This window comes from Streptomyces sp. CoH27, from assembly GCF_020181035.1.
In the GTDB taxonomy this organism is placed as follows: domain Bacteria; phylum Actinomycetota; class Actinomycetes; order Streptomycetales; family Streptomycetaceae; genus Streptomyces; species Streptomyces camelliae.
Genome location: NZ_JAIQYY010000015.1, coordinates 68,029 through 80,544 on the forward strand (window position 1 = coordinate 68,029; position 12,516 = coordinate 80,544).

7 protein-coding genes are annotated in these 12,516 nt (G+C 73.2%); 3 read left to right on the plus strand and 4 right to left on the minus strand.

All coding sequences use genetic code 11. The features are described from left to right. Nucleotides 1–34 precede the first annotated feature (34 nt). A complete protein-coding gene (locus tag LE548_RS25570) occupies nucleotides 35–3,070 on the minus strand; it encodes a helicase-related protein (RefSeq protein WP_225099300.1) in 3,036 nt (1,011 codons plus the stop codon). A gap of 165 nt (nucleotides 3,071–3,235) precedes the next feature. On the opposite strand from LE548_RS25570, the gene LE548_RS25575 reads away from it, so the two are divergent. Together LE548_RS25575 and LE548_RS25580 are read left to right on the plus strand one after the other, a co-directional pair. After that, on the plus strand, nucleotides 3,236–5,071 hold the full coding sequence (locus LE548_RS25575; RefSeq protein ID WP_225099301.1) for an HSP90 family protein: 1,836 nt from the start codon (nucleotides 3,236–3,238) through the stop codon (nucleotides 5,069–5,071). Then, nucleotides 5,071–8,376 carry a tetratricopeptide repeat protein gene (locus LE548_RS25580; protein ID WP_225099302.1) on the plus strand — a complete coding sequence of 1,102 codons (3,306 nt, stop codon included), beginning with the start codon at nucleotides 5,071–5,073 and terminating at the stop codon, nucleotides 8,374–8,376. The genes LE548_RS25575 and LE548_RS25580 overlap by 1 nt, the downstream gene beginning before the upstream one ends. 34 nt (nucleotides 8,377–8,410) lie before the next feature. Here LE548_RS25580 and LE548_RS25585 read toward each other — a convergent pair whose 3' ends face one another. After that, nucleotides 8,411–10,108: a DAK2 domain-containing protein gene (locus tag LE548_RS25585; protein ID WP_225099303.1), complete on the minus strand. Its 1,698-nt coding sequence runs from the start codon at nucleotides 10,106–10,108 to the stop codon at nucleotides 8,411–8,413. A gap of 258 nt (nucleotides 10,109–10,366) precedes the next feature. On the opposite strand from LE548_RS25585, the gene rpmB reads away from it, so the two are divergent. Then, the gene (gene rpmB, locus LE548_RS25590; protein WP_003993230.1) at nucleotides 10,367–10,552 is read left to right on the plus strand and encodes a 50S ribosomal protein L28; all 186 of its coding nucleotides are present in this window, start codon (nucleotides 10,367–10,369) and stop codon (nucleotides 10,550–10,552) included. Between the two features lie 163 nt (nucleotides 10,553–10,715). Here the strand turns inward: rpmB and thiD are convergent, their stop codons facing one another. Further along, nucleotides 10,716–11,501, minus strand: coding sequence for a bifunctional hydroxymethylpyrimidine kinase/phosphomethylpyrimidine kinase (thiD, locus tag LE548_RS25595; protein ID WP_225099304.1), 786 nt, complete (start codon nucleotides 11,499–11,501; stop codon nucleotides 10,716–10,718). Then, on the minus strand, nucleotides 11,498–12,463 hold the full coding sequence (locus tag LE548_RS25600; RefSeq protein WP_208898615.1) for a thiamine-phosphate kinase: 966 nt from the start codon (nucleotides 12,461–12,463) through the stop codon (nucleotides 11,498–11,500). The genes thiD and LE548_RS25600 overlap by 4 nt, the downstream gene beginning before the upstream one ends. Between the last annotated feature and the right edge of the window lie 53 nt (nucleotides 12,464–12,516).

The window sequence follows — 12,516 nt, forward strand, 5'->3', positions numbered from 1 at the left end:
ATGCAGCCCCGTGCCCCTTCGGGGGCGCTTCACCTCAGCCCTTTTCCAGGAACTGCTCCCTCTCCTCGTCCAACAAGGCGTCCAGGGCCGTGCGCAGGCCGGGAAGGTGCTCCAGCTCCGGATCCTCCGCCACCACCGCCGTCGCCTCCTCTCTCGCCTCCGCGATGACCTCCTCGTCCTCGATGACCGCGAGGACGCGCAAGGAGGAGCGGGCGCCGGACTGGGCCTGGCCGAGGACGTCGCCCTCGCGGCGCTGTTCGAGGTCGATGCGGGAGAGTTCGAAGCCGTCGAGGGTGGCGGCGACCGCGTTCAGGCGCTGGCGGGCGGCGCTGGCCTCGGGCATCTCGGTGACCAGCAGGCACAGGCCGGCGGCCGAGCCGCGGCCGACGCGGCCGCGGAGCTGGTGGAGCTGGGACACGCCGAAGCGGTCGGCATCCATGATCACCATGGCCGTGGCGTTGGGGACGTTGACGCCGACCTCGATGACGGTCGTGGCGACCAGGACGTCCGTCTCGCCGGCCGCGAAGCGGCGCATGACCGCGTCCTTGTCGTCCGGGTTCATACGGCCGTGGAGGACCTCCACCTTCAGGCCCTGGAGGGGGCCCTTGGCCAGCTGGTCGGCCACGTCGAGGACCGCGAGCGGGGGGCGCTTCTCCGCCTCGTCCTCCGGGGACCTCTTCTTGCCGGCCTTCTTGGGGTCGTCCTCCTCGTCCCCGATGCGGGGGCAGACGACGTACGCCTGATGGCCGTTCGCCACCTCCTCGCGGACCCGCTCCCAGGCGCGGGCCAGGAAGTGGGGCTTGTCGGCGGCCGGGACGACGTGGCTGGCGATGGGCGAGCGGCCCGCCGGCAGCTGGTCGAGGACCGAGGTCTCCAGGTCACCGAAGACGGTCATCGCGACCGTGCGCGGGATGGGAGTGGCCGTCATGACGAGGAGGTGTGGGGGCTGTTTGCCCTTGCCGCGCAGGGCGTCCCGCTGTTCGACGCCGAAGCGGTGCTGTTCGTCCACGACGACCAGGCCGAGGTCGTGGAACTGGACCTTGTCCTCGATGAGCGCGTGCGTGCCGATGACGATGCCGGCCTCGCCGGTGACCAGGTCCAGCAGGGCCTGGCGGCGGGCTGCGGCCCCCATGGAGCCGGTGAGCAGCACGACCTTGGTGGCCTGCTCGGCGCCGCCCAGCATGCCTCCCTCGGCGAGCTCGCCCATCATCTCCGTGACCGACCGGTGGTGCTGCTGGGCGAGCACCTCGGTGGGGGCGAGCATGGCGGCCTGGCCGCCGGCGTCGACCGTGGCGAGCATGGCGCGCAGGGCCACCATCGTGTTGTGGGTGACCGTGAAGTTGTCGGTGACGTACGCGTGGCTCGGGTGAGCGACGCTGATGCACTGCACGGGTTTTCGTCCCACGTACTCGACGGCACGGATCCCTCGGCGGAAGGTGTCGTCCTCGGGACGTGGGCTCACGCGCTCGGCTTTGCGGGCGAGTCTGAACGGCGCGTATGCGTCGGGCAGGGCCAGCGAGACGTCGAAGGCGGCCTTCTCCGGCAGCACGCGGGCCCGGCCGCCGAGCGACCGGACGAGCCAGGCGACATCGTCGGCGAGCCTGCGCGAGGCTGAGCACAGGGAGATGCTCAAGCCGTCCTCGCCGACGGTGCCGCCGGCGTCCAGAAGGCCTTGCAGCAGAGCGAGACGGTTCTTGATCGAAGTGTTCTTGAAGTCGTCCGGGACGCATGCGTGCCGGAATGATCCGTCTCCCAGCGAGAGACCCAGCAGATACGGATCGAGCGGCAGCCCCGAGTCGTCTCCGAGATCAACCGGGGTGGCTGCCGGGACGTACCACTTCGAAGATCCGTCGGCTTCGAACGTGTCCAGCCGGAGCTCCCTGGTCGTCATGACCTCGGGGGCCTGGCCCCGGTGCCGTCCGCCACTCGTGCCGACGATCCAGAGATGCTCGTCGTCGCACTCGACGGAGCTTCCATCGGAAAGGACCAGGCGCCAGACCTCACGCTCCCCTTGCGGGAACACACCGTCGACGAGCGCGATCTCCCCGTCCGGCACGACGACCTCGTCCCCCACCGCCATGTCCCCCATGCGGCGGAAGCCGGCAGGGGTGAGCACGAGAGAGTCGAGCGGCTGCGCCTTGCCCGAACCCACCTCACCTTGCAGCAGCCGGTGCATCGGATGCTCGGTCGCCAGGTCGTCGAAGATCTCCTTGGAGACCTTCTGCTGGCCCTCGGTGAGGGTGAAGGGGAGGCGGTCGTCGAAGGCGGTGAGCAGGCCGTCGGGCGTGGGGCGCCGGGGGACGGCCGGGAGCAGGGCGTCCGCGTGGCGGCGGCGGGCCAGGGCCACCTGGAGGACGAAGGCCTCGTCCCACTTCAGGCGGGCGCGGGCGTCGGCGATGTCCGCCTTGGTGTGCGGGCGGTGGATCTTGAGCAGGGCCTCGGGGAGCGGCAAGAGGGCGCGGCCCTGGCGGAGGGAGGGCGGCAGCGGGTCGACCGCCTCCTGGGCGGTGGGCAGGACCGTCTGGACCGCCTTGCCGATCTTCCAGGACTCCAGTTTGGCGGTGGCCGGATAGATGGGGATCAGGGCGCCGGCCCAGGCCTCGACGGTCTCGTCGCCGTCGCCGCGCAGCAACTCGTAGGCAGGGTGGGCGAGTTGGAGGCGGCGGTTGAAGACGGAAACCTTGCCGGCGAACATCGCGCGCGTGCCCGGCAGCAGCTCCTTGTGCGGCTTGTGGACGCCGTTGCCGAAGAAGACCAGCTGGAGCCGGCCGCTGCCGTCGGTGATCGTGACCTCCAGGCGCTGGCCCTTGCCGCGCGGGGCCTTGGCGGAGGCGAAGGTGTGCAGCCGGGCGTCGGCGACCTGGGCGACCACCGTGACGTGCTCGTCCATGGGGAGGTCGGCGAGGTGGGTGAGCTGGCCGCGCTCCTCGTATCTGCGCGGGTAGTGGTGGAGGAGGTCGCCGACGGTGTGCAGGCCGAGGTGCTCGGCCATCACCTTCGCGGTGGCGGGGCCGAGCACTGACTTCAGGGGCTGCTTCAGTGGTTCGTTCAGTGCGGGCACGAGATCCATTGCACACCACGGCACTGACAATGCCGTATATGTCTCCGGAAAGTCCTGGTCAGGCGGGTCGTTCGGGCCCTAGGATGGCGCGCTCCGGCCATCCTTCGCGGTCACCGCCCCCTCCGGGACCGCCCGACCCCGCGCCGCACGCACTCCCCCTCCGGCGCAGTGACGATGGACTCCCAGACCTCACAGTCATCCCAGGCATCCCAGTCACCTCACCCACCTCACACGTTCCAGGTCGACCTGCGCGGTCTGGTGGACCTGCTCTCGCACCATCTCTACTCCAGTCCCCGGGTCTATCTGCGCGAGCTGCTGCAGAACGCCGTGGACGCGGTCACCGCCCGGCGCGCCGAACAGCCCGATGCCCCGGCCCGGGTACGGCTGTACGCGGACGGCGGGGCGCTGCGGGTGGAGGACTCCGGCATCGGGCTCACCGAGGCGGACGTGCACAGTCTGCTGGCGACCATCGGCCGCAGCTCCAAGCGGGCCGACGGACTGCGCGAGGCCCGCTCCGATTTCCTCGGCCAGTTCGGGATCGGCCTGCTGGCCTGTTTCGTGGTCGCCGAGCGGATCCGGGTGGTCAGCCGCAGCGCCCGTACGCCCGATGCGCCGCCGGTGGAGTGGACCGCGCGGGACGACGGGTCGTACACCGTGCGCACGCTGGACGCCTCGGCGCGGTCCGAGCCCGGTACGACCGTGTACCTCACCGCGCGCGCGGGCGCCGCCGAGTGGCTCACGCCCGAGCGGGTCCTGGCCCTGGCCCGGGACTTCGGCTCGCTGCTGCCGTACGACGTCCGGGTGGGCGAGGAGCCGGTCACCGAGCTGCCCGCGCCCTGGGACCGGCCGTACCCGAGCCCCGCGAGCAGAAGGGTGGCGCTGGCCCGGCACTGTCATGAGCTGTTCGGGTTCACTCCGCTGGACTCGATCGACCTGGACGTGCCGCTGGCCGGGATCCGCGGGGTGGCGTACGTGCTGCCGGCGGCGGTCAGCCCGGCGCAGCGGGCGCGTCACCGGGTGCATCTGAAGGGCATGCTGCTGACCGAGCGGGCCGAACAGCTGCTGCCGGACTGGGCGTTCTTCGTGCGCTGTGTGCTGGACACCGACAGCCTGCGGCCGACGGCCTCGCGCGAGTCGCTGTACGAGGACGAGACGCTGGCTGCCGTGCGGGAGGCGCTCGGTGAAAGGATTCGCTCGTGGCTCACGGGGCTCGCCGCCGGTGACCCGGAGCGGCTGCGGGCCTTCCTCGCCGTGCACCATCTGGGGGTCAAGTCCCTCGCCCGGCACGACGTCGAGATGCTGCGCACGATGCTGCCGTGGCTGCCGTTCGAGACGAGCGACGGGCAGCTGTCCCTGGAGGAGTTCGCGCAGCGGCACCCGGTGGTGCACTTCACGCGGACCGTCGAGGAGTACCGGCAGGTCGCGCCGATCGCGTCCGCGCAGGGCGTCGGCGTGATCAACGGCGGCTACACGTACGACAGCGAGCTGGTCGAGGCGCTGCCGTCGGTGCGGCCCGGGACACCGGTCGCCGAGCTGGACGCGGACACCGTGACCGCGCACCTGGACTCCGTGGACCCGGCCGAGGAGCTGGCGCTGTCGGGTTTCCTCGCCGCCGCGCGCGCGAAGCTCGACCCGCTGGGCTGTGACGTCGTCCTACGGGCCTTTCATCCGCTCTCCGTACCCGCGTTACACCTGGACGACCGGGCCGCCCGGCACGAGCAGGCACGCGCGGACGCCGAGGAGCAGGCCGACGACCTGTGGGCGGGCATCCTGGGCTCGCTGCGCGGCAGCGCCCCGCGCGCGCGTCTGGTGCTCAACCATCTCAACCCACTGGTGCGGCGCATCGGTTCACTGCGGGACCCCGAACTGATCGGCACCGCCACCGAGTCGGTGTACGGACAGGCCCTGCTGATGGCGCAGCGCCCGCTGCGGCCGGCCGACTCGGCGCTGCTCAACCGGGCGTTCATCGGCCTGCTGGAGTGGGCCACTCATGGGGAAGGCGAGCGCTGATGGGTGAGATCACCGACTTCGAGGCACTGCGCCGGGCGATGGCGGAGAACTCCGAGCAGCCGGAGGGTCCCGCCCGCAACGCGCGCGCGGAGCAGCTCCTCGCCGACGCCGAGCGGCTGGGCGTCCCGCTCACCGTGATCGAGGCGCTCGGGCACCAGCTGAAGGTCTACAACTACAGCTCCGAGAAGGACAAGATGTTCGTCCCGTTCGCGCGGCTGCTGCGCATGTGGGACGAGCGGCCGGAGGACTTCGACGCGTACGAGGCGCACTCACTGCACTGGGTCTTCAAGTGGATGTCGGCGGGCATGCTGGACCAGCCGCACGTGCCGCTCGCCTCGGTCGAGAAGTGGCTCGGCGAGATGGCGCACCGCTACCGGCTCGCCGGGCACTCCGAACGGGCCGTGCGCAGCGCCGAGTTCAGCGTGGCCGCGCACATCGGCGACCTCGCGCGCGCGGAGCGGGCGTACGCCGCGTGGCTGGCCGCGGACCGGGACGAGATGGCCGACTGCCACGCGTGCGAGCTGCACGGGCAGGGCGAGTGGCAGGTCACGCGCGGCCGGGACGCCGAGGCCCTGGAGCTGTGGCGGCCGGTGCTGGAGGGCGAGTTCACCTGCGCGCACGAACCGCACACCGTGTTGGCGTCCTCGCTGGTCCCGCTGCTGCGGCTGGGCCGTGTGGACGAGGCTCGCGCGCATCACCTGCGGGGCTTTCGCCTCGTACGCCCGATGGAGTCGATGCGCGCCGCGTACGCCGACCATGTGGAGTTCTGCGCGCTGACCGGCAACGAGGCGCGCGGTCTGGAGCTGCTCGCCGAGCGGCCGGCGTACTTCACGGACACCGGGCACCCGCGCAGCCGTCTCGACTTCCTGTCCGTGGTGACCCTGCTGATGGACCGGCTGACCGAGCTGGGCCTCGGCGGCCGGCGGGTGCCGGGCCCGGCCGGGCGAAGCTGGACGGCGGACGAACTCGCCGCGCACGCGCGCGTGGAGACCCTGGAACTGGCCGAGCGGTTCGACCGGCGCAACGGCACGCCGTACGTCGGCGACCGGACGCGCGCGCGGATGGCCCGACGCCCGCTGGTGGACCGCCTGCCCCTGGGCGTGCGCACGACGCGTACGGCACCGGCACCGCCACAGGCGCCTCCGGCGCCCCCTCAGGCGTCCGACCTCGCCACCCGGCTGGCCGAGGCACGGCGCCTGTCGGAGACGCTGCGCCCGCATGCGATGGAGGCCTGGGCCGCGGTCGCGCAGGCGGCGGAAGGCGCGGAACTGGAGCCCCGCGACCGCGCGGAGATCGCCGACCACGAGGCGATGGCCCGCGGCCCCCAGGGCATCGAGCTGTTCGAGCGGGCGGCGGCGCTGTACGCCGAGGCGGGCGACCCCGGCGAGGCGCTGGCGGCACGCGCGCGTGGAGCGTACGTCCGCGCACTGACGGGCGAGGTGGACGCGGCCCTGGCAACGGTCACGGCCCTGTACGACGAGGTCCTCGCCCTGTACGCCGACGAGGGCACCGAGGTACGGCAGACGGCGTCGGTGGTGATGAGCCGGGCCCGGATCCTGATGCGGGGCGTGCACGAGGGCACGGTGTTCGAGCCGGCGGCAGCCGGGACGGCCCCGGACGGTTCGGCACCGGCGGGGCCCACCTCGGGCAGACCGGAACCGGTCGAGGCGGCCCCGGAAGGGGCGGACTCCGACCAACCGGCCCCACGGCGGCGCGAGCCGGGTCCGGAGGGAGCCGGCCCCGAGCAGCCGGTGCCTGGGAGCACCAGGCCGGACGGAACAGCGGCCGGCCAAAGGGCACCTCGGCAGAGCGAGCCGGAGCCGGGGCGGGAGGCAGCTGAGCCGCAGCCGCCGGTACCGGAGGATGCCGGGCCGGACGGGGCGACGGGCGGCCAGCCGGCACCTCGCCAGGGCGAACCGGAGCCGGGGCGGGAGGGAGTCAGGCCGCAGTGGCCGGTGTATGGGGGTGGTGGGGTGGATGCCGCCGCGCTTGCCGAGCAGGCTGTGCGGGAGGTGCTCGCTCTCGTCGGCGGGCGGGGTGCACAGGACGTGCGGCTGGCGGCGCGGGCCGCGGAGGCGCGGGGGATGCTCGGTGAGCTGGCCGGGCTGCGCGGAGACGCCGGGCGCGCTGCCGCGTTGTTCCGCGAGGCCGTCGGCGCCTACATCGACGCCGGGCTGCCGTGGTTCGCCGTGGAGTACGAGGTGCAGGTCGCCGCCCTCGCCCATCAGGCCGGTGACGCGGAAGGGGCCGAGCGGGCGCTGCGGTCCGCCCTGGAGCACGGCGGGCCGTACGTGGAGCCGGTCGGGCGAGCCCAGTTGCATCTGCAGCTCGCCGAGGTCGTCGGCGGGCGCGGTGAGGTCGTCGAGGCCGCCGAACATGCCCTCCAGGCCGCGCACTGGGCCGACGAGGCGGGCGAGAGCGGCACGCTGGGCGCCTGGGCCAGGCAGCAGCTGGGCGGGTTCCTGCTGCGGCAGGGGCGGTGCGCGGAGGCCGCGGAGGTGCTGGAGTCGGCCCTGACCGAGCTGTCCGCCGAGACACACGGCGACGGGGCCTTCGTACAGGCGCTGTGGTGGCTCGGCGACTGTCTGGGCGAGCTGGGTGATCACCGGGCGGCCGCCGAACGCCGGCTGCGGGCCGCCGAGTTCGCCCGGCACTGGCCCGACCAGCAGGACCACGCCACGCTCGCCCATCTCGCCGCCGAGTCCCTGGGCCACGCCGGTCTCCTGGCGGAGGCCGAGCAGGCGTACGCGCGCGCGGGCGAACTGTGGCGGGCGCTGGGCAACCCGCAGTTCCTGGTGCGCTCACTGCGTGCCCGCGCGTGGCTGGCCCTGCGCGAGGGCTCCGGGGCGGAGAGTGGGCGAGCGCTGATGGCGGACGCGGTGCGTACGTGCGAGGACGCGCTGGCGGCCGCCGCGGACCCGGTGGCCCGCGAGGAGCTCACGGCCGAACTGGGCACAACCCACCGCCAGTTCGGCGATCTGCTGGCCCGCTCCGCGACCGCGGAGGCCGACGAGGAGGACGCGGAAGGGGCCGAGGACGGCTTGATCCAGGGTGCCTTCGAAGCCGCGCTGGGTCACATGGACCGGGCTGCCGCGCTGTTCGGCACGCTCGGCGCGGACGGACTGCACAGCCGTACCGGTGCCGAACTGGCCGCGGGCTGGCTGGAGGCCGATCTCGGCAGGCCCGCCGAGGCGATCACACGCGCGCGTGCCGTGCTCGCGGCCTACGCGGACGCCGGAGACGAGGACGCGACGGTGCGGGAGCGGCGGACGGAGGCCACCCAGATGCTCGGCCTGGAGGACTGAGTCCCACGCGCCCCAGCCCTCACGTCCCCGCCCCTCACTCCACCCCGATGAGCAGCAGCGCCCCCTGCCGGCCTCCCCGGTACACCACGGTGTCGACGGCGAGGTAGGACTCGCGCACCCGGGTCTCCAGGTGGTCGGTGACGGTCTCGGGGGCCTCGTCGCCCACGACAAGGGTGACCAGCTCGCCGCCGGCCTGGAGCATGCGGTCCAGGACGGTGACCGCGGTGGCGGTGACGTCGGCGCCGATCACCGCCACGTCGCCGTCGATCAGCCCGAGGACGTCCCCGGCCTGGCAGATGCCGGCGGTCGTCCAGGACTCGTGCTCGGCGACGACGACCTCGGCGTACCGGGTGGCGCCGGCCGCCGAGGTCATCTGGACGACGTCCTCGTCGAACCGGCGTCCCGGCTCGTGCACGGCGAGCGCGGCAATTCCCTGGACCGCCGAGCGGGTCGGGATCAGGGCCACGCGGATGCCCTCGGCGCGGGCCTGCTCGGCGGCCGCGGCGGCCGTGTGGCGCAGCTCGGCGTCGTTGGGCAGCAGGACGACCTCGCGCGCGTGGGCCCGCCGTACCGCCTGCACCAGCTCCCCGCTGGCGGGCGGCTCCCCTGGGCGCGCGAGCACCGCGGTGGCGCCGGCCTCGGCGTACAGCCCGGCCAGGCCCTCGCCCGGCACGACAGCGACGACGGCCCGCTGCACCCGCTCGCGCGGGGGCCGTCCGCGCCCGGTGTGCACGTCCCCGAGCCCGAAGTGCGTGATCCGGATCCGGTACGGCCGCCCGGCCTCCACGCCCGCCTCCACGGCGGCACCGGCGTCGTCCACGTGCACATGGACGTTCCACAGCCCGTCGCCGCCGACCACGACCAGGGAGTCACCGAGGGCGTCGAGCCTTCCCCGGAGCCGGTCCACGGCCGTGTCGTCGGCTTCCAGGAGGTAGATCACCTCGTAGGCGGGCCCGTCGGGACCGTTTCCGTCGGCACACGGCCCGTTGCCGGAAACGAGCGCCACACGCGCGTGCGCCTCGGAATCGACGGCCACGACGCCCGAGCCCCCCGGCGCCTGCCGTACCGTCTCCCCCGTGCAGGCCTCCACCAGTGCGCCCAGCACCGCCACGAGGCCGCATCCGCCCGCGTCGACCACTCCGGCCCTGCCCAGCACCTCCAGCTGGCCCGGAGTCGCCGCCAGGGCCGCTCGGGCGCCCTCGTAGGCCGCGCGCGCGACCGCCCCGCAGTCGCCCTCGGCTCCCTCGGCGGCGTCGGCGGCGGCCGAGGCGACCGTCAGCACCGTCCCCTCCACGGGGTGGGCCACAGCCTGCCGGGCGGAGTCGGCGGCCCGCCGCAGCGCCAGCCGCAGCCCGGCACCGTCGGTGCGGGACTCGTCACCGACGGCCTCGTCGTCCTCGGCGAGCACCTGGGCCATCCCCCGCAGCAGCTGCGCGAGGATCGTCCCGGAGTTGCCCCGGGCGCCGATGAGCGCGCCGTGGGCCATCGCGTGCACGGCGTCCGCGAGGGACGGCTCCCCGTCGCCCGCCTCGTAACCGGAGAACACGGCCTCCACGGCCGTCGCCGCCGATTCCAGGGTGAGGTAGAGGTTCGTGCCGGTGTCCCCGTCGGCCACCGGGTAGACGTTGATCGCGTCGATCTCCTCGCGGGCCTGCCCCAGTGCGCCGAGGGCCAGACCGCACCAGGTGCGCACCGCGAGAGCATCGAAGAATGTCTGCGGCACCTGCGCCACCTGCGCCTCCCTGAGCCGGCCGTACGTGGGACGCAGCGTAGACCCCGATCGGGCGTCCGGCGGAAGAGGGCCGGGAGCGGGGCCCTGAGCTGCCATGGTAGTTTCCTAGGGCGGACGCAGTCGTTGTATGCTGCTCCGGTTGCCCGATCCACATCGGGCTGTTCCCCTGGCACCGCCATTCAGATTCAGGTCTTACGATCTCGATTCCCGGCATGCCGGGATTAACCGTAAGTGCATCTGAAGTCTTTGGAGTGACCCGTGGCTGCCAACTGCGACGTCTGCGGCAAGGGGCCGGGCTTCGGCAACAACATCTCGCACTCGCACCGCCGTACGTCCCGCCGCTGGAACCCGAACATCCAGCGTGTGCGTACCGTGGTCGGCGGGACGCCGAAGCGCGTGAACGCCTGCACCTCGTGCATCAAGGCCGGCAAGGTCTCGCGCTGACGCCAACAGCTGAGCGCGCGGCCACTGCTGGTTCGCTGCACTGAGCCGGTCCACCTCTGGGTGGGCCGGCTCTTTGCCGTACCCACGCACGCCGTACCCACGCACGCCGTACCCACGCACGCCGTACCCAGGCGCCCTGCCCACGCGCCGTACCCCAGCCGGATCAGGCCCTGAAGCGCCAGCCGTGATCCACCGGCCCGATCCCCGCGCCCAGCGCGAACCCGGCCGCGATCGCGCCCGTGACGTACTCCTTGGCCGCCGTGACCGCCTCCGGGACGCTTCGCCCCTTCGCCAGCCCCGACGCGATCGCCGAGGCCAGCGTGCAGCCCGTGCCGTGCGTGTGCCGGTTGGTGTGGCGCGGGGCCCGCAGCCAGTGCTCCGCCGAGCCGTCCGTCAGAAGATCCACAGCATCGCCGGCCAAGTGCCCGCCCTTGATCAGCACCCAGCGCGGCCCGTACGCCAGCACGGCCGCCGCGGCCTGTCGCATGCCCTCCTCCGACTCGACGCGCACACCCGTGAGTTGGGTCACCTCGTCGAGGTTCGGGGTCGCCACGGTCGCCGCCGGGAGCAGCTTCGTGCGCACGGAGTCCAGCGCGGAGGCGGCCAGCAGCGGGTCGCCGTGCTTGGAGACGCCCACCGGGTCCACCACGGCCGGCGCGTCCGTACCGGAGATCAACTCGGCGACCGTCTCGACCACTTCGGCCGAGCCCAGCATGCCGGTCTTCACTGCCTGCACCCCGATGTCGTCCACCACGCTGCGGTACTGGGCCCGTACCGCCGCCGCGGGCAGCTCCCAGGCGCCCTGCACGCCCAGCGAGTTCTGCGCGGTCACGGCCGTGATCACGCTCATCCCGTGCACCCCGAGCGCCAGCATCGTCTTCAGGTCGGCCTGGATGCCGGCGCCGCCGCCGGAGTCCGAGCCGGCCACCGTGAGCACCCGAGGGATCATGACTCGATGTCCCCGAAGTGGTCCCAGCCGCCCTTGCTGGTCCAGGGCGCCCCGTCGACGGTCACCTGGGGCAGCGCGGAGGGGTTGAGGACCTCGCCGATGACCTTCCAGCGGGCCGGCAGCTTGGTGTCCGGCGGGAAGGTCGCGACGATCGCGTGGTCCTCTCCCCCGGTCAGCACCCACTGCAGCGGGTCCACGCCGACAGCCTGACCGATGTCGTTCATCTGGGTCGGGATGTCGATCGCGCCGGAGCGGATGTCGATGCGGACCTTGCTCGCCTCGGCGATGTGCCCGAGGTCGGCGATCAGGCCGTCGCTCACGTCGCACATCGCGGTCGCGCCGAGCCCCGCGGCGGCCGGGCCCGCGTGGTAGGGCGGCTCGGGGCGGCGGTGGGCCTCCACGAAGGCGCGCGGGGAGCGGAAGCCGCGGGAGAGGACCGCGTAACCGGCCGCGGACCAGCCCAGCCAGCCCGTGACGGCCACCAGGTCGCCCGGCTGGGCTCCCGCGCGCGTGACGGGCTCCTGGTTGCGCAGATCACCGAGCGCGGTGATCGACACCATGATCGTGTCGCCGCGTACGACGTCCCCGCCGACCACGGAGGCGCCCGCGACCTGGCACTCGTCGCGCAGGCCGTCCATCAGCTCGCTCGGCCAGGTCACCGGCAGTTCGGCGGGCACGACCAGGCCGAGCAGCAGGGCGGTCGGCACGGCGCCCATCGCGGCGATGTCGGCGAGGTTCTGGGCGGCCGCCTTGCGTCCCACGTCGTACGCCGTGGACCAGTCGCGGCGGAAGTGCCGCCCCTCCAGCAGGATGTCGGTGCTCGCCACCACGCGCCGGTCGGGCGCGGCGACCACCGCGGCGTCGTCGCCGGGGCCGATCCGCACCGCCGGGGTGGTGGTGAGACGGGAGGTGAGCTCCCTGATGAGCCCGAATTCCCCGAGCTCACCAACAGTGCCCTTCATTTCCCTGGCTCCCCTTCTCTGCCTTGCCGTGCCCACTCGCGCGTCATCAGTGT

Coding starts and splice junctions, on each gene's coding strand:
- LE548_RS25570 (WP_225099300.1), bottom strand. CDS start 3,070: ATGGATCTCGTGCCCGCACTGAACGAACCACTGAAGCAGCCCCTGAAG.
- LE548_RS25575 (WP_225099301.1), top strand. CDS start 3,236: ATGGACTCCCAGACCTCACAGTCATCCCAGGCATCCCAGTCACCTCAC.
- LE548_RS25580 (WP_225099302.1), top strand. CDS start 5,071: ATGGGTGAGATCACCGACTTCGAGGCACTGCGCCGGGCGATGGCGGAG.
- thiD (WP_225099304.1), bottom strand. CDS start 11,501: ATGATCCCTCGGGTGCTCACGGTGGCCGGCTCGGACTCCGGCGGCGGC.
- LE548_RS25600 (WP_208898615.1), bottom strand. CDS start 12,463: ATGAAGGGCACTGTTGGTGAGCTCGGGGAATTCGGGCTCATCAGGGAG.